Here is a 15,017-nt window from a genome sequence, read left to right on the forward strand (position 1 = left end):
CCGGTCAGCGGACCAGAAATCCGGCTATTGCCGCGGCGATCTCTGCCGCGTGAGTCTCCAGCGCGAAGTGTCCGGTATCGAAGAAACGCACCTCGGCGTCCGGTATGTCGCGCTTGAATGCCTCGGCGCCGGGCGGCAGGAAAAACGGATCGTTCTTTCCCCACACGGCAAGGAAACGGGGCTGATGAGTGCGGAAATACTGCTGGAATGCCGGGTACAACGCGACATTGTTCCGGTAGTCTCCGAACAGATCGAGCTGGATCTCGTCGGCGCCTGGGCGGTTCAAATAGAACTCGTCGAGCGAGTAGCCATCCGGCGACACGGAACTCGTGTCCGGTACGCCATGCGTGTATTGCCACTTGGTCGATTCATGCGTCAGCATGGTGCGAAGGGCCTCGCGATTGGCGTGCGAAGGATCCTGCCAATACGCGCGGATCGGATTCCAGCCGTCGCTCAAACCTTCTTCGTACGCGTTGCCGTTCTGCGAGATGATCGCGGTGATTCGCTCAGGGTGCCGGAGCGCAAGCCGAAAGCCGGTGGGCGCGCCGTAGTCGAATACATACATGGCAAAGCGATCGAAACCGATCTGCTCGGTAAAACCTTCGATCACGTTGGCGATGTTGTCGAATGTGTAGGCAAAAGCGCTGCGTGCCGGCATGTCCGACTGGCCAAAGCCTGGCAGATCGGGCGCGACGATATGGAAGCGCTCGGCAAGCAGGGGGATCAGGTCCCGAAACATGTGGCTCGAACTCGGAAAGCCATGCAGAAGTAACAGTTTCGGTGCGTTCGAACGACCCGCTTCGCGATAGAACACCTTGACGCCGTTGACGTCGGCATAACGATTGGCAATGGATGACATGGATTAACTCCTGATTTGGGAAATGACAGGCGGTGAGAGCCTGTAGGCGCGATCGGTTTTAGGTATTCCTAACGAGTTGATAGGGAGGCCGAGGCAGCCTGGACCGCTTCGACGATGACATCGGTAACGAGGTCAGGAGCGGTAACAATCGGTGTGTGATCGACCTCGTGTGAATGCACGCGCGCGTTCATGCGCTGTGCCATGAAATGTTGCGTGTCGGGATTGATCATCCGGTCCTGGCCGGCGGTCAGGAACCAGCTTGGCCGGTCCTTCCAGAGTGGACGCCCGAGCGTCTCGCCAATGCATGAAACCGCAATGGGACGTTGAACCGCGCTAAGCACGGCCAACTCCTGCACGCTCGCGTGCTGTGCGAACGCTGCTGCGAATGCTTCTTCCGGCAACCATATCTGGCCATGCCGATCCGGCGCCAGTTTGGGTGCCAGCGGGTGCGCTTCACCACGATAGAACACGTCGCTCACCGTTTCGCCCTCGGCAGGCGCAAGCGCCGCGATATAGACGAGCGCCTTGACGTTGTCGGCGCGCGTCGCGCCGATCACCGCGCCGGCGTAGGCATGCCCCGCGACAACAACCGGACCGTCGATGCGCTCCAGCGTTCTATCGAGGGCCGCCACGTCCTCGTGCAAAGCACTGAGCGGCAAGGGGGCCGCTACCGCGTGTATGCCATTTGCCTTCAGGCGTTCAATCACCTTGCTCCAGCTTGAGCCATCTGCCCACGCGCCGTGCACCAGCACCGCGCTCACATTGCCGATCGACATTTCTCGCTCCTTTGACGGACTTGGGTGCTGCCTCGCAGGCATGCACATCCGGTTGGCGTGCCTGCTGTGTAACCTGATAAATCGTTATTTAGAGGTTACAAACGAACGATGTAACTTGTCAAGTGCATTTTTAGCGGTTACGATGCAGTCATCGTCACCTCACATCCGTCATGAGAAATGGACTACCGTCAGACTCCCGCGATACTGGTGGCCGACGCGCCGGGCCTCGATTTCCTGAACTCGGTTGCTACGCCTGTCGATGAAGCTGTCGACTGGATCAGCGACGGCGAAGGCTTGCTTGCCTGGCTGGACCAGGCGGCGCTAGTGCCCCGCACAGTCCTCGAGGCGATGCGGAGCCAATCGAGCGCGGCCGAACTCGACGAGTTGGCGGCGCGCGCGCGCGAACTACGCGAATGGTTCAGGGGGTTTGTCCAGAAGCGGAAGGGACGGCCGCTGGCTGCCAAATATCTGCGTGAGATCGAGCCCTTGAACCAGCTGCTCGCGCAGGATCACCAGCACGGCGAAATCGTGACTAACGCATCGGACGGTGCGACACGCTTTGAGCTGCGCGCGAACCGGCGCTGGCAATCGCCCGAGTCGCTACTGATGCCGATCGCCGAGGTGCTGGCGAGGCTGGTATGCGAGGAAGATTTCACCTACGTGAAAGCGTGCGAAGGTCCCAGATGCACGTTGATGTTTGCGGATCACACGCGCGGTCACGCGCGTCGTTGGTGCAGCATGGCGATGTGCGGCAACCGTGCGAAAGTTGCGGCTCACCGCAAGCGGCTCAGGCAACAGGACGGCGCTCAGGTGTAAGCTTCGGGGTCGGCGCGCGGTTCGCGCCAATCGCGACCCGCACACCCTGAATGGCCGACAAGTGGAACCGCAGATGCATAACAACAATCGCTGGCTGCTTGCTCTTGCTTCATCCGTGCTGGGTCCGCTGTGTCTATTGGCGGCGTGCACGTCAACCGATCTGCAAAGCGAGAATGGTCCACCGCTGCCATCGGCCACGGACGTGACCAGCCGCTGCCTCGCGCGCGTGACGCAGAGCGGCGCGCCGACGCCGGCGCTCGATCAATTGACCGGATCGCAATGGCGCGGCTATGTGGGTTGCGCATTGGCCAGCAATCTGGTGGTCGATTCACGCAACGTTGCGGACAACCCGGAAGCGATTATTTCTATTCGCGTCAATGCGGACGGTTCGATCGATTCAGTTGCGCCGTTGCACTCCAGTGGCAATCCGGCGTGGGACGCGGCGGTACAACGCGCGATAGCGGCTGTCGCGCCGTTACCCGCGGCACCGGCCACGCACGCCTTTTCGAGAATCGACCTTCATTTCAGGCCTCAACCGCGTCCGCTCGGCATCGGCGGCAGCACCGGACTCACGGGCGAAAGCCATTGGTCGATACGTCATTGCACCACGGTAGACGGCGTCACCGCGTGCCGATAGCGCCGCTGCGAGTCGTGAAGAGCAGGGTGAAGTCAATCCCTGAATCTGACATCTTCAACTTCTGCGTGACTGCAGCAGAATAATCGGCTCAGCCCGATTAAATTCAAACTATTCCATTCGCATACTATGACGGAAAGCCCGCGCAAGTTTGCACGTTAATGCAAAGACCCCGGTACTATATGGTCCAGCGGAATCGGCCCGGGAGCCAGTGTGAGAGAAACCGGCTTGTAAGCCGGTGCAAGGCACGCCATATATTCCACGTAAAAGACATGAACAATTTTATTCGACCCCCTGTTTTCTATCCGGCATCTGTCGTTTTCGTGGACGACAGCGACAGCTACCTCGACGCGTTGCGTCGATTCTTTCCGGATATTTCCACCAATCTGTTTTTCACGCGGCCTCAAACCGCGCTCGCATTCATCCGCAAACATGCCCGCGAGAATTCGCTGGCGTTTGCGCCGGCTTCAGCCGGTCTGACTGAGACAGGCCTTGAGCGCTTTGTCGAAAGCTCGGCGGAGCGGGACGTGCTGACCCGGGATGCGCGGTTTTCAGAGGTGGCCGCGGTGGTGGTCGATTACGATATGCCCGGACTGAGCGGGGTCGAATTCCTTTCGTCAATATCCAATTTGCGTTGCGCGAAAGTGCTCCTGACCGGTGTCGCCGACGAGACCGTTGCAGTAAAGGCTTTCAATGCCGGCATTGTCGATCTTTATCTGAGAAAAACGGATGCCGATTCAGCCAACAGGCTGGTCCATTTTCTAAAAGACGCCAGAAGCAGACATTGTTCGGAGTCGGGCTGGCTGGGCCTGGGCGATAACGGCATGACCTATTGCGATCCGCGAACCAGACGGGTGATCGACGCGGTGGTCGCCACTGAAGGTATCGTCGAGTATTACTGGCGTCCGGAACAGAATGCGATCCTGATGTTCGACCGTGCGGGCAACCCAAGCGTTTTCCTGGCATGGGCAGAGAACGACTGGATCTCGCAGGCGGAGATCGTGGCCGACGAAAGCGGGCCGGCGAATCTGCTGAAGCAGATGGCGGTACGCGAGTCGATGCCGGTTTTCTGGCCGAATCTGGCGTTTCGTCCCGGAGCGGCATTCAGGACGGTAACGCCGCAAACCATCCCAGGCTGGGACGACGTTTTCTATTGCTGGACCAGAATAGATTCCACCGACGTGGGTCTGAACACGCTGACATTTTCGCAATGGCGTAGTGGCCGCAATCAGCAGGCCCATCTATGAGGAATTAGCCAGTTCGCATAGCCGCTTTGAAAATGCTGTAACAGACCAACGTTTCCCGACACATCGAGCCACATGTACGCCATTCCGACCGCCTTTGTGTCAGCGCTGTTCGTGGTGTTCGGCCTTTACGTACTCATCACTCAAGGGGTGACGCGGCTGTCGGCGCCATTTCTTTTGATGTGCGCGACGACATTTGCATGGCAGGGTACCTGGACCCTGCTGTTCCAGACGCAGGACCCCCACATCGCAAGCGTGCTGGTTCGGGTGGGGTACCTTTTCATTCTCTTCCTGCCTACCACCTTCTATCACTTCGTCACGGAGGTGGCCGCGAGGCGTCGTGAGCGGCCGATATTGCTCGCGTCTTACGGTCTGTGCGTTGTCTTCGCGGTGCTTCTGCCTGGCGATGAAGTCGTCTCCGGCTACCGGCACTACTTCTTTGGCTACTATCCGAGCGCCGGGCCGCTGCATCCTTTGCACGTGCTGCAGACCGTATTGCTGGCCGGCCGCAGCGGACAGCTTCTGCTCGCGGCCCGCAAGCAGGCCGGCGCCGAAGCGCGCAGGCGCCTCGATCTCTGTTTTGCGAGCCTCTGCGTCTATTCGCTTGCCGCGGTCGACTATGCGGTCAACTACGGCTATCCGTTCTATCCCCCAGGGGTATTGTTTATTGCCCTCAGCCTGGGGCTTCTCGCGATCACGATCGTCCGGTATCACCTGATTCATCCCTATGCGATCGCAGCGACGATCGCGCACGAAATTGCCACGCCGCTGGCGACGATCGCCATGCATGCCGACGAGATTGCCAGCGTGTGGTCGCACGTGTTCAAAGGCTACCGGCTGGCCGTCACGCACGGGCTTTACGACGATCAGGAGGAGCATTCCGGGCAGACCGAACGCGTGAGCCAACTCGCCACGGCAATCAGAAGGGAGGTATCGGGCACCAGCGCGATGGTCGAAATGGCGCTCGCTTCGTTCACACTGGATCGTCTGGACCGCACACGCTTTACACCTCATTCCATGAAGCAATGTGTGGTGTCGGCGCTCGAGCGCTATCCATTCCGTGGCGACGAACGCGCCCGCGTCACCGTGGCGCCGATCGACGCAAGCTTATGCTTTTCGGGTTCGGACACGCTGGCGGTTTTTGTCCTGTTCAATTTGCTGAAAAACGCGCTGCATGCGATTCACGTGAGCGGCGAAGGGGAGATCGCGATCAGTGCGGTTCAGGAGCATGGTTTCTGCGTGCTGCGATTTCGCGACACGGGGCCGGGCATCGCGCCCGACGTGCTGCCGCATATCTTCGACGCCTTCTTCTCCACCAAGCGGCACGGAAGCGGCGCGGGAATGGGGCTCGCATTCTGCCGTCGCGCGGCGGAGCTTCTGGGCGGCAGTATCGAATGCAGTTCGACGCGCGGTGCGCACACCACGTTCACCGTGCGCTTGCCGGTACCGGGCTCGCCGGCGGACCGCGCACTGAACAAACCGCCAGCGCGTTCTTTGCGCCGGCGGCAAAAGGTGAAAGTCTAAAGTTGAAGGTTAGTGGTCAAAGTCAGGCGTGGAAGTTGGCAGTGAAAGATAGCGGTGAACCCCCACGACAAAACCCGGCGAAAAAAACTAAACGGCGAAAGTTAATTGTTGAGATCAGGCGGCTAGTGCCGTCCATGGCAGTTCATACTCCTTGACCCGTTCAACGATGCCCTGCGGGAAGCGTCTGATCTTCCGGTCCCGTCCGGCATACAGGATCTGCTGATAGCCCTGCGAAACCTCCCGGCCATCCACGCAAAAGCGGAACAGCAGATAGGCCGAGCACTGCTTGACCTGCACCGTGTTCAGATAGCAATCCACGCGCTGGAAGGGGAACGTTTCATGAACGTATTCCTGGTGCGCGCGTTTGGTCACGAACATGCCGTCCGATCCCAGCAGATCGTTGTGTATGCATTCATGAAACCACCGCTCGCGGCACACACCTTGCCACTCGAAGTAGCGTGAGAAATACGTATTCATGAATGCGTTCGAGTCCTTCAGGTAAATGTCGAACGTATGGTGGAAGGTCTTGAGCGAGGACGGGCTAATCGGGTCTTGCGAAAGAAGGGCGGATCCTCGGGTCAGGGCGGGTGGGATTGCGTCACGCATCAACATACGATTTTCCTTTTTGCAGGAATGGCTGCTTGCGGCAGCCACGCATGCCTCCCTATATGGCAGGCACATCCCATTCTCTTGGGGATAGGGGTTGCGTGGCTATTGGCTGGCAAACATGCCGTGCAGAAAAAGGCTGGTCGTACGCGATCCGTCTATCGACCGGAACAGCGTGCCGTTGCCGGGCGACACGAAAGCGATGCTGACCGGGCAGAGCAAGTAGCTTGATGCATGCATCCTCACTATGCCCGGCGCATTTCCTGTCGTACCTCAGCGGCGCATCAACGGGCGCCGCGTTGTATGGCCTCGCCCAGTTCGGCATTGGAATACGCTTTGCCGCCAATGCCCCATGCACCATCAACCGCATACGTCACGTTGACAAACGTGCGCTCTCGCGGATGAGACCCCGCACTGAGCCGGTCGATGATGTCCGTGGCCGCGCGAACGAATGCCTGCTTGACTTCGGTGTCCGGAAAGGTGGTGGCCGGAACCTTCACCTCGACAACGGCCAGCGATTGAGGTTTGCCGCCGACATAGCTCTGCGACTCCGGGCTGACGATCAGATGGCCAATCACGTTCGGGGTCATGAACCCGTTGCCGCTCAGGCCGTGGGCGCTTAGCAGCGCATCCGCAACAAGAGGCAGCACTTCACGCTCTCCGTGCGGGGTGAGAAGACCTTGCGTGACGTGGATGGAAATAGGCATTGCTGTCACTCCTTGATCAAACGGGGTTAGTCGAATCAGAGTTGTTGCGCCTGCATCACGGTCGCGATATAACGATCGTGATGTCGCGATAGTTTCATAACGATCGTGATGTCGTCAAGCACAAAATAGCGATCGTTATCTGGAGGCGCACGCAATGGCACATCGGGCAGGCAAGAAGGAAGAAAGCAGGGCGAGGATTCTGACCAGCGCGGGCCGGGGATTTCGTAGCCGCGGGTTTGGCGGCTCGGGCGTGGACGGCCTGGCGAAGGACGCCGAGGTGACATCCGGTGCGTTCTACGCACATTTCAAGTCGAAAGCCGCGGCTTTCCGCGAGGCGGTGGTCGTGGGGCTCGAAGACCTGCGGCGAGGTATCGGGCAGACACGCGAGCAAATGGGCGGCAACTGGCGCGGCTGGTTCGTCGATTTCTACCTGGGCGAGCGCCGTACCTGCGATCTTGCCGAGAGTTGCGCTCTGCAGAGTCTCTCGAGTGAAGTGGCCCGCGCCGACGACGAAACCCGGCAGGCCTATGAAACGGAGTTGTGTTCGATTATCGAGGCGATGGCGGCAGGGCTCGAGGGCAAGCCAAAGGCTCGTCGCGAGGAAGCGACGGCGCTGCTCGCCTTACTGGTGGGTGGGGTAACGCTCGCGCGGGCCGTGAAGGACCCGGCGATCAGCGACGAGATTGCCGCGGCTGTCCGCAAGGCCGCGCTGGACCTTGGTGTTCAGTCTGCGTCGTGATGCAAAGGTAGCGGCCATTGGCCGTCGACACCCGTTCGGCGCGATTCGCTTCAGGGTGTCGACGGGTCTTCAATGCATTGTCTGGGTGCGAGAGCGGATCCTTACTGCTCAAACCCGCTCAAACTTGCCCAGACATGGACATCAGAAGCGGTGACGCACGCCGACGCGGAATGCCAGCTGGTTGTCCGCGCCCGGACCGGACGGGCCGAAGAAGCTCGTGCTGGAGCCGATCTGTGCCTGTACGTCCTGCGTGCCATTGCGGCCCGATGCGATCTGGTAGATGCCCAGTCCATACACATCCGTACGCTTGCTCAGTGCGTAGTCGACGCTCAGGTCAGCCTGGTTCCAGTGGCCTGCCCTGGCGCCGCTCAGATGCATGTACGTGTAGCCCGCACCCGCCGTCAGTGCCGGCGTGAATGCGTACTTTGCGCCTGCTTCGTACGCAGCGAAGGTGGTCGAGCCGCCCGTGATCGGCGTGAAGTGCGTGTTCGTGTACAACGCCCACATCGTCGCCGCGCCGATCGAGTAACGGCCGCCGACGCCGAACGTGCGCAGATCGCGGATGGTGCCCGTCGTGACGTTGGCCATCGACGTCGAGGACTGCGTCGTGGTTGCCTGGCTCGGGTAACGGATGTCCGTGTACGCTGCGCCCGCGGCGAACGGGCCGTTCGCGTAGTTCACGCCGAAGCTGTATGCACGCGACGAACCTGCGACCTGTGCCGTAGCCGGGCCGGTTGCCGGCGCGCCTGCGAATGCGCCAGCCTGGTTCGAGAAGCCGTACAACGCGCCGAACGTGAAGCCCGAGAAGTTCGCGCTGCTGAACTTGATCGAGTTGTTGATCCGGCTCGACGTCAACTGGTCCACGTCGTTGATGTGGTAAGCGTAGTTACCCGCAACGGTCTGGCCGCCCGTCGAGTAGTTGCCGCCCAGATAATCCGTCGAAAACGAATACTGGCGACCGAACGTCAGCGAGCCGACGCCGTTCTGCGACAGGCCGACAAACGCCTGACGGCCGAACATCGAATTGCCCTGGCCTGCAGCACCCGTGCCGCTGTTAAAGCCGTTTTCCAACACGAACAGTGCCTTCAGGCCGCCACCGAGGTCTTCGGTGCCGCGCAGGCCCCAACGGCTGCCCGATGCCACGCCGTCGTCGTACTTGACGAGGTTGTCATGGCTCGTGCCGGCACGGGCGTTGTTCACGTAGCTGATACCGGCATCGATCAGGCCATACAGCGTGACGCTGCTTTGTGCATGAGCGCTGAGCGAGATGCTTCCGAGGACAGCGGTGGCGAGGATAGTCTTCTTCATTTTTTCCTTCTTCTTTTAAGGTGTCCATGCCGCGTGTATCCGAGAGCACGGCGTGGACCCAGGTTGGCAAGCGATGCGGATCGAACGCCCACGACAAAGCCGCGCGAGGCCGCGCAGGAATGAGGTCAATGTCGGGAGGGTGCGATCGAACGGGCGCGCAGCGAAAACCTCGTTATGCGAGGTCGTCACCGGCGGGTGACGGAAGCGCCGGAGCATCGGCGAATCCATCCGGCGTGTGGCGTCTTTGAGTGAAGCGAAACGTCTATCCCGTTGTGTTTGACGGAATATATCGAGCCGTCATCTATCCGTAAACAGTTTCGAAGCAGTTTCAAAGGAAATTGTCGCCTTTATGACACATAGCGACCGCTCAGAGCAGCACGACACATTTCCCGACGGCCTCGTTGCGTTCCATCAACGCATGGGCGATCGGCACTTCGGAAAGGCCAAACACATGCGCAGGTTTGCCTCGATACAGGCCGCTCGATTCGAAATCCACGATCTGCTGCATGGGCACGTCCGATAGTGCAAAGTTGGCGGTTCCGAAGTTAAAGCTGCCGAAAAAGCTCAAATGAACGCCGCTCGGCATCTGGCTGAGCGGATCGAAGTCGGCGAGTGGTGCGAGCCCGCCCAGAAATCCGGCGAGGCACACGCGACCGCCACGACGCGTCGCGCGCATTGAGTCGAGAACGGTGCGGTTACCGATGAGGTCGAGCACCGCGTCGACCTTGCCGCCCGGCCAGTCCGGCGCCGCGCAAAGCTCATCCGCGTTCGTCACGGCATGGGCGGCGCCACGCGAGCGCAGCATGGCTTTTCCCTCCGGCCGACGGCTGCTTGCAATCACTTCCACGCCGAGTTGGCAGGCGATATCGATAGCGGCCTGCCCGAGGCTCGACGTGCCACCCCGCACGACGAGCAGCTGCCCGGCCCGGACTTCCAGGTTCCGGTGAAGGCAGGTCCACGCGACGGCATAGGCTTCCGGCAGCGCGGCGAGATGTTCCCAGTCGAGGCCGCTTTCAACGGGCACGACATTCGTGGCCGGCACGAGCACGTATTCTGCGTAACTGCCGTCGATCGTTCGCCCCATTCCGCCCATCAGCGCCACGACCGTCTGACCCTCGCGCAGCGTTCCGGTCGCGTCCAGCACGACGGACCCCGCACATTCGATGCCGCTCACTTCCGCGACGCCTCCCCACAGCCCGCGCCGCATATAGAGCTCGGCCCGGTTCAGGCCAAATGCCCGAACGCGAATCAGGACGCAGCCCGGTTTGACTGCCGGCACCGGTCTGTCGGCAATACCGAGTACTTCGGGACCACCAAACCGTGTTCTTACGATTGCCTTCATGGCGATCTCCTCACGTGGAGACTGAATCGTAGGATCGACGTTCATCGAAATAAATTACTATGTTTCGACAAAGACTGAAGGCCATTTCTACAATGAACGAGCCGACGCTACTACAGCTGCAGTGCTTCGACGCATTGGTTGCCGAAGGCAGCTTTGCCGCGGCCGCAGCACGTCTGAACCGGACGCATCCAACCGTCCACGCGGCCGTAACGGCGCTTGAGGCTCAAGTGGGGATGGTGCTGCTCGACCGGGCGGGGTACCGTGTGTCGCTGACGGCGGAAGGCGCGGCGTATCACGCGCGGGTGGCGCAGTTTCTTCGCCACTATGAAAATCTGCAGCGAGAAGCGGCCCAACTCTCTGCGGGGCAGGAGGCGGAGTTACGCGTCGTGGTAGGTGACCTGTGTCCGTTGCCGGAGACGTTGGGCACGCTCAGGCGGTTTTTTGAGGCGAGTAGCGGCACGCGCCTCATTCTGCTATTCGAGGCGATTAGCGGCCCCTGGGAACGGCTGAACAAGGGTGACTGCGACTTGATTTTTCATCATCTCGACAAACCGTCGCCTGCAATCGAAACTGTCGAGCTTTTCGAGGTAAAGCTTGTGCCGGTTGCCGCGCCTGGGTTTCTCAGGCAGGCCCCAGAAGAATCGCTCACGCCTGACGACATGCGGCCCTACGTTCAGTGCATCATTCGCGATACCGGCAGGCAGCCGTCAGAGGCCAATTACTATCTGATCGAGGGCGCGCCAACCTGCACGGTGCCCGACCAGTTAATGAAGCGCGAGTTGATCGTGCAAGGACTTGCGTGGGGCCACATGCCCCATCATCTCGTCGCTCGCGATATTGAGGAACGTCGTCTGGTGTCGCTGGAAGGGCGGCACCTGCACGGCGCCACGCTCAAGCACTATGCAGCGCGGCGCCGCGAGGCGGCGCACGGTCCGGTTGCGCAGCGTCTGTGGAGTCAGTTGCTGGAGCGTGGCGCACGTTGATCTTCACCTGGCTCCCGTCAGCATCAGAATGTAGGCGATTGTCGATACCACGATGACGCACACGCCAATCAAAACCTTCGTCTGATTGAACTCGACGAGACCAAATACGCAAATTGCGATACCGAAAACCGCCATCAAAGTGCCGATGGCCGCAAGCGCTACGCGCACCTTGCTTGCGGTCGTTTCTTCCGGATCTTCATGCGCTTCCAGGTGTTCAGATTTCATGTGGAATCCTTGCGCGACACGAGCGCGCGGCCTCCAGCCAACGATCACCGGCGGGAGAGATTCTTCAGGCAATCTGGCGCCCCATGTGCCGGTAGATTCATTGTAGAAAGTCTGGTTTACACATCAATGCGTGGCGTGGACACAAGTGCTTCCGGGCGTTATCCGTTATATTCGTAAGGATATAACCGGAGAGCCAGGATGGAAGCAGCAGCTAAAGAGGCAAAACAGGCAAAACAGGCGGTCGGAAGCAGGTACGTGCTTGAGTCGATGAAATATGCGCAAGGCCGAACCTGGGAGGTGGTGAACCAGCTTGCGCGGCGGGTCAAACCGGGCATGCTCGAGTCGGAGGCGACGGCCGAATGCAAGAACGTATTGAACGAATTGGGCATGGATCGTATCTGGCATCCGGTGCTGGTGCGCTTCGGCGAGAACACGCTAAAGACCTTCAAGCAGCAATCGGAGGGTGATCCGCGGCTCAAGGAAGACGATATTTTCTTCGTCGACCTGGGCGTGGTTTGGGATCAGCACGAGGGCGACGCGGGCGCGACCTTCGTCGTCGGCCATGATGCGGAGATGAAGGCTTGCGCTGACGCCGCGAAAACCGTATTCGATGAAGTGGAGCACCATTGGCGCTCGACGCATGCGGGCGGCAAGGCGCTGTATGACTTCGCTGAACAGCGCGCAACGGCGCTCGGCTGGCGGTTGAATCTGGACATCAAGGGTCACCGTGTCAGTGACTTTCCGCATGCGATCTACAAAGCAGGAAATCTGGGCGATTTCGCGGATTGCCCGGACGCCGGCCTGTGGATTCTGGAAATCCAGCTTGCCCATCCGACCCGGCCGTTCGGGTCGTTCTATGAAGACTTGCTGATCTGATCTCGCGTTGCCGAACGTTACGCCGTCGTACGGCTTGACGCTCGCTCAGAGCGCAATGCTGGCGACAGCCGGCTTCTCGGCGGTCGGCAACTCGAAACAGAATGCCGAACCCGTTCCCGCGTGCTCGAGCAGGCGTATCTGGCTGTGATGCAACTGCAGCATGCGCTGCACGATCAGCAGTCCGAGTCCGCCGCCACGATGCGCGCCGCCCGGATTCAGCGGACGCTCGAACAGCCCCTCGCGCTGCGCCGCCGGAATGCCGGGACCGGTGTCGGTGACGGTGACCGATACCTTGCCGTCCTTGTGCGCGAGATCGACGTCGATCGATCCACCGGTGGGCGTGTGGCGAATCGCGTTGTCGAGCAGGTTCGTCAGCACGCGCTCGATCATGCCCAGATCGGCGCTGACGGCCGGCAGACGAGGAGGAAAATCGGCGCGCAACTGGATGTGCCGCGCCTCCGCCGGCAACTCGAATTTCTGGAACACGTCCTGAACCAGATCGACCAGCGAGAATGATTCGAGCGCGGGCTGCACGTTGCCATGTTCGAGCCGCGCCAGTTCGAATAGCGCCTGCGCGAGCCGTCCGACCTTGACGCTTTGCGCAAGTGCGATCGCCAGATAGCGTTTGCGCTCCGTTTCGCCAAGCGTGTCGGCTTTCAGCGACAGCGTCTCGAGGTAGCCGTGCAGCGAGGTCAACGGCGTGCGCAGGTCGTGCGAGATATTGGCGATCAGTTCGCGCCGCTGCTGATCCTGGCGTGTCAGTGCGCGCCACTGATCGCCGATGCGGTTGGCCATCTGCGCAAAAGTGGCTTCGAGTACGGCGATTTCGTCGCGCCGCCCGGCAGGCGACGAGCGTGGCACCGCCGGCTGCTGGGCGGGTTCGCCATCGGCATCGAAGTGGCGCATGGCGTCGGTCAGGCGGCGTAGCGGCCGCGTGATCAGACCGAAAGCCGTCAAGCCGGCGAGCAATCCCAGCAGCGCGACCAGCGCCATCGACCAGAGCGTCGTGCGCAGCACCGAGCTGGCGTCGATGCGCGCGGCGAGCGCGTCGTGTTCTTCGCCGAGCAGGACGACGTAGATGTAGCCGGAAGGCGGCTGCCCATTCGCTTGCAGCGGCGCGGCGCTAAACACTTTCTTGCCGTCGACGCTGCGCGGATCGTCGCCGAGAATCGGCAACGCGTCCCCGGCGATAAATTGCCGGATCGGCGCGAGATTCACCTGGGTGCGCTTGACGTGACCCGCGGGGGCGTCGTCGCCCTTGATGCGCCCCTGGTTGTCGAGCAGGTACACCTCGACGCTCGGATTCACTCTCATCAACTGACCGAACAGTTGACGCACCGCGTCGGGCCGCAAACCGTTCGCATCCATCAGCGTGGTGCGATGCGCGATATGGTCGGCGAGATCTTTTGACAGGCTCTGCACGACCTCCTTCTCATGCAGATCGCTTGAACGGATTTGCAGCCACGCTGACGCACCGCAGCATGCGAGCAGCAGCGCGGAGAAGACGAGCGAGAGCCGCTGGGTGAGGGTCAGGTTCACGGCGCATCCTTCGGTGTGCCGGCGGGCGCGGGTCCGTCACCTGGCGTGCCCGGCATAGCCAGCTTGTAGCCACGCCCCCAGACGGTGAGGATGCGCTCGGGCTGGGCAGGATCGGTCTCGATCTTCGCGCGCAACCGGTTGATGTGGGTGTTGACGGTATGTTCGTAGCCCTCGTGCCGGTAGCCCCATACGGCATTGAGCAGGTCCATGCGCGAGAACACTTTGCCAGGATGCTGCGCGAAGAAATACAGCAGGTCGAATTCACGCGGCGTCAGTTCGATGGGCTTGCCGTCGACCGTTGCCTCGCGCGTCAGCGGATCGATCGTCAGGCCGGCGAGCTGCAAGCTGCCCGCGTCGATGCGCGAATCTTTCGCCAGCGCTTCGACGCGCCGCAGCAAAGCCTTGACGCGCGCAACCAGTTCCAGCACGGAGAACGGCTTGGCGAGGTAGTCGTCGGCGCCGAGTTCGAGGCCGAGGATCCGGTGCACTTCGCTCGAACGTGCGCTGGTGATGATGATCGGCGTATAGCGTGTCATCGCGCGGGCCCGCCGGCAGATTTCCAGGCCGTCGACGCCGGGCAGCATCAGATCGAGAATCAGTGCGTCCCAACCGCCTTGTTCCAGCAGGCGCAGCCCTTCGTTGCCGTCGGCGCTGTGCACGACCTCGTAACGCTCGTCGCGCAGATGAAGGCTCAGCACGTTGGCGATGTCGACGTCGTCTTCAACGATCAGGATGCGCTTTGCTTGGTCCATGGATGGCTTTAGCCGCGGGCGAGGGCGGGGTTCAGAACGGTGGAGGAAAGGGCGCCCGCAACAAGCGGGCCGTTGCGTCATTGTGCA

At 60.9% G+C, this 15,017-nt stretch carries 16 protein-coding genes; 7 read left to right on the top strand and 9 right to left on the bottom strand.

Annotation, left to right across the window (positions count from 1 at the left end; genetic code table 11):
* Window positions 1–4: 4 nt before the first annotated feature.
* Window positions 5–859: an alpha/beta fold hydrolase gene (locus GH665_RS09835; protein ID WP_153135698.1), complete on the bottom strand. Its 855-nt coding sequence runs from the start codon at window positions 857–859 to the stop codon at window positions 5–7.
* Between the two features lie 68 nt (window positions 860–927).
* The gene (locus tag GH665_RS09840) at window positions 928–1,635 is read right to left on the bottom strand and encodes an alpha/beta fold hydrolase (protein WP_153135699.1); all 708 of its coding nucleotides are present in this window, start codon (window positions 1,633–1,635) and stop codon (window positions 928–930) included.
* A 177-nt stretch (window positions 1,636–1,812) separates the two neighbouring features.
* Between GH665_RS09840 and GH665_RS09845 the strand changes: the two genes are divergently transcribed.
* The 4 genes from GH665_RS09845 (at window position 1,813) to GH665_RS09860 (ending at window position 5,853) form a co-directional block, all read left to right on the top strand.
* Window positions 1,813–2,451, top strand: coding sequence for a CGNR zinc finger domain-containing protein (locus tag GH665_RS09845; RefSeq protein WP_153135700.1), 639 nt, complete (start codon window positions 1,813–1,815; stop codon window positions 2,449–2,451).
* 73 nt (window positions 2,452–2,524) lie between these two features.
* The gene (tolA, locus tag GH665_RS09850) at window positions 2,525–3,088 is read left to right on the top strand and encodes a cell envelope integrity protein TolA (protein ID WP_153135701.1); all 564 of its coding nucleotides are present in this window, start codon (window positions 2,525–2,527) and stop codon (window positions 3,086–3,088) included.
* 269 nt (window positions 3,089–3,357) lie between these two features.
* Entirely contained in the window at window positions 3,358–4,332 is a 975-nt protein-coding gene (locus tag GH665_RS09855) for a response regulator (RefSeq protein WP_153135702.1), read from the top strand.
* A 72-nt stretch (window positions 4,333–4,404) separates the two neighbouring features.
* A complete protein-coding gene (locus tag GH665_RS09860; RefSeq protein ID WP_153135703.1) occupies window positions 4,405–5,853 on the top strand; it encodes a sensor histidine kinase in 1,449 nt (482 codons plus the stop codon).
* A gap of 114 nt (window positions 5,854–5,967) precedes the next feature.
* Here the strand turns inward: GH665_RS09860 and GH665_RS09865 are convergent, their stop codons facing one another.
* Together GH665_RS09865 and GH665_RS09870 are read right to left on the bottom strand one after the other, a co-directional pair.
* Window positions 5,968–6,465, bottom strand: a complete 498-nt coding sequence (locus GH665_RS09865) for an acyl-CoA thioesterase (RefSeq protein ID WP_153138349.1) — start codon at window positions 6,463–6,465, stop codon at window positions 5,968–5,970.
* Window positions 6,466–6,743: 278 nt separating this feature from the next.
* Window positions 6,744–7,166, bottom strand: a complete 423-nt coding sequence (locus GH665_RS09870) for a tautomerase family protein (RefSeq protein ID WP_153135704.1) — start codon at window positions 7,164–7,166, stop codon at window positions 6,744–6,746.
* A 154-nt stretch (window positions 7,167–7,320) separates the two neighbouring features.
* Here GH665_RS09870 and GH665_RS09875 point away from each other — a divergent pair, with 154 nt between their 5' ends.
* Window positions 7,321–7,905, top strand: coding sequence for a TetR/AcrR family transcriptional regulator (locus GH665_RS09875; RefSeq protein ID WP_153135705.1), 585 nt, complete (start codon window positions 7,321–7,323; stop codon window positions 7,903–7,905).
* A 141-nt stretch (window positions 7,906–8,046) separates the two neighbouring features.
* On the opposite strand, the gene GH665_RS09880 is transcribed toward GH665_RS09875, so the two are convergent.
* Both GH665_RS09880 and GH665_RS09885 read right to left on the bottom strand, forming a co-directional pair.
* Window positions 8,047–9,213, bottom strand: a complete 1,167-nt coding sequence (locus tag GH665_RS09880; protein WP_153135706.1) for a porin — start codon at window positions 9,211–9,213, stop codon at window positions 8,047–8,049.
* Between the two features lie 367 nt (window positions 9,214–9,580).
* Window positions 9,581–10,555 carry a zinc-binding dehydrogenase gene (locus tag GH665_RS09885; protein ID WP_153135707.1) on the bottom strand — a complete coding sequence of 325 codons (975 nt, stop codon included), beginning with the start codon at window positions 10,553–10,555 and terminating at the stop codon, window positions 9,581–9,583.
* 92 nt (window positions 10,556–10,647) lie between these two features.
* On the opposite strand from GH665_RS09885, the gene GH665_RS09890 reads away from it, so the two are divergent.
* Window positions 10,648–11,538 carry a LysR family transcriptional regulator gene (locus GH665_RS09890; RefSeq protein WP_153135708.1) on the top strand — a complete coding sequence of 297 codons (891 nt, stop codon included), beginning with the start codon at window positions 10,648–10,650 and terminating at the stop codon, window positions 11,536–11,538.
* Between the two features lie 3 nt (window positions 11,539–11,541).
* Here the strand turns inward: GH665_RS09890 and GH665_RS09895 are convergent, their stop codons facing one another.
* Window positions 11,542–11,763, bottom strand: coding sequence for a hypothetical protein (locus tag GH665_RS09895; RefSeq protein WP_153135709.1), 222 nt, complete (start codon window positions 11,761–11,763; stop codon window positions 11,542–11,544).
* 198 nt (window positions 11,764–11,961) lie between these two features.
* Between GH665_RS09895 and GH665_RS09900 the strand changes: the two genes are divergently transcribed.
* Entirely contained in the window at window positions 11,962–12,639 is a 678-nt protein-coding gene (locus GH665_RS09900; protein ID WP_153135710.1) for a M24 family metallopeptidase, read from the top strand.
* Window positions 12,640–12,684: 45 nt separating this feature from the next.
* On the opposite strand, the gene GH665_RS09905 is transcribed toward GH665_RS09900, so the two are convergent.
* Both GH665_RS09905 and GH665_RS09910 read right to left on the bottom strand, forming a co-directional pair.
* Window positions 12,685–14,178, bottom strand: coding sequence for a sensor histidine kinase (locus tag GH665_RS09905; RefSeq protein WP_153135711.1), 1,494 nt, complete (start codon window positions 14,176–14,178; stop codon window positions 12,685–12,687).
* On the bottom strand, window positions 14,175–14,930 hold the full coding sequence (locus tag GH665_RS09910; protein WP_153135712.1) for a response regulator transcription factor: 756 nt from the start codon (window positions 14,928–14,930) through the stop codon (window positions 14,175–14,177). Before GH665_RS09910 ends, GH665_RS09905 begins: the two co-directional genes overlap by 4 nt.
* Window positions 14,931–15,017 lie beyond the last annotated feature (87 nt).

The sequence above is a fragment of the Paraburkholderia agricolaris genome (assembly GCF_009455635.1).
Lineage (GTDB): Bacteria > Pseudomonadota > Gammaproteobacteria > Burkholderiales > Burkholderiaceae > Paraburkholderia > Paraburkholderia agricolaris.

Bases quoted from the DNA above. Each gene is read 5' to 3' on its own strand.
- GH665_RS09835 (WP_153135698.1), bottom strand. From the start codon at position 859: ATGTCATCCATTGCCAATCGTTATGCCGACGTCAACGGCGTCAAGGTG.
- GH665_RS09840 (WP_153135699.1), bottom strand. From the start codon at position 1,635: ATGTCGATCGGCAATGTGAGCGCGGTGCTGGTGCACGGCGCGTGGGCA.
- GH665_RS09845 (WP_153135700.1), top strand. From the start codon at position 1,813: ATGGACTACCGTCAGACTCCCGCGATACTGGTGGCCGACGCGCCGGGC.
- tolA (WP_153135701.1), top strand. From the start codon at position 2,525: ATGCATAACAACAATCGCTGGCTGCTTGCTCTTGCTTCATCCGTGCTG.
- GH665_RS09855 (WP_153135702.1), top strand. From the start codon at position 3,358: ATGAACAATTTTATTCGACCCCCTGTTTTCTATCCGGCATCTGTCGTT.
- GH665_RS09860 (WP_153135703.1), top strand. From the start codon at position 4,405: ATGTACGCCATTCCGACCGCCTTTGTGTCAGCGCTGTTCGTGGTGTTC.
- GH665_RS09865 (WP_153138349.1), bottom strand. From the start codon at position 6,465: ATGTTGATGCGTGACGCAATCCCACCCGCCCTGACCCGAGGATCCGCC.
- GH665_RS09870 (WP_153135704.1), bottom strand. From the start codon at position 7,166: ATGCCTATTTCCATCCACGTCACGCAAGGTCTTCTCACCCCGCACGGA.
- GH665_RS09875 (WP_153135705.1), top strand. From the start codon at position 7,321: ATGGCACATCGGGCAGGCAAGAAGGAAGAAAGCAGGGCGAGGATTCTG.
- GH665_RS09880 (WP_153135706.1), bottom strand. From the start codon at position 9,213: ATGAAGAAGACTATCCTCGCCACCGCTGTCCTCGGAAGCATCTCGCTC.
- GH665_RS09885 (WP_153135707.1), bottom strand. From the start codon at position 10,555: ATGAAGGCAATCGTAAGAACACGGTTTGGTGGTCCCGAAGTACTCGGT.
- GH665_RS09890 (WP_153135708.1), top strand. From the start codon at position 10,648: ATGAACGAGCCGACGCTACTACAGCTGCAGTGCTTCGACGCATTGGTT.
- GH665_RS09895 (WP_153135709.1), bottom strand. From the start codon at position 11,763: ATGAAATCTGAACACCTGGAAGCGCATGAAGATCCGGAAGAAACGACC.
- GH665_RS09900 (WP_153135710.1), top strand. From the start codon at position 11,962: ATGGAAGCAGCAGCTAAAGAGGCAAAACAGGCAAAACAGGCGGTCGGA.
- GH665_RS09910 (WP_153135712.1), bottom strand. From the start codon at position 14,930: ATGGACCAAGCAAAGCGCATCCTGATCGTTGAAGACGACGTCGACATC.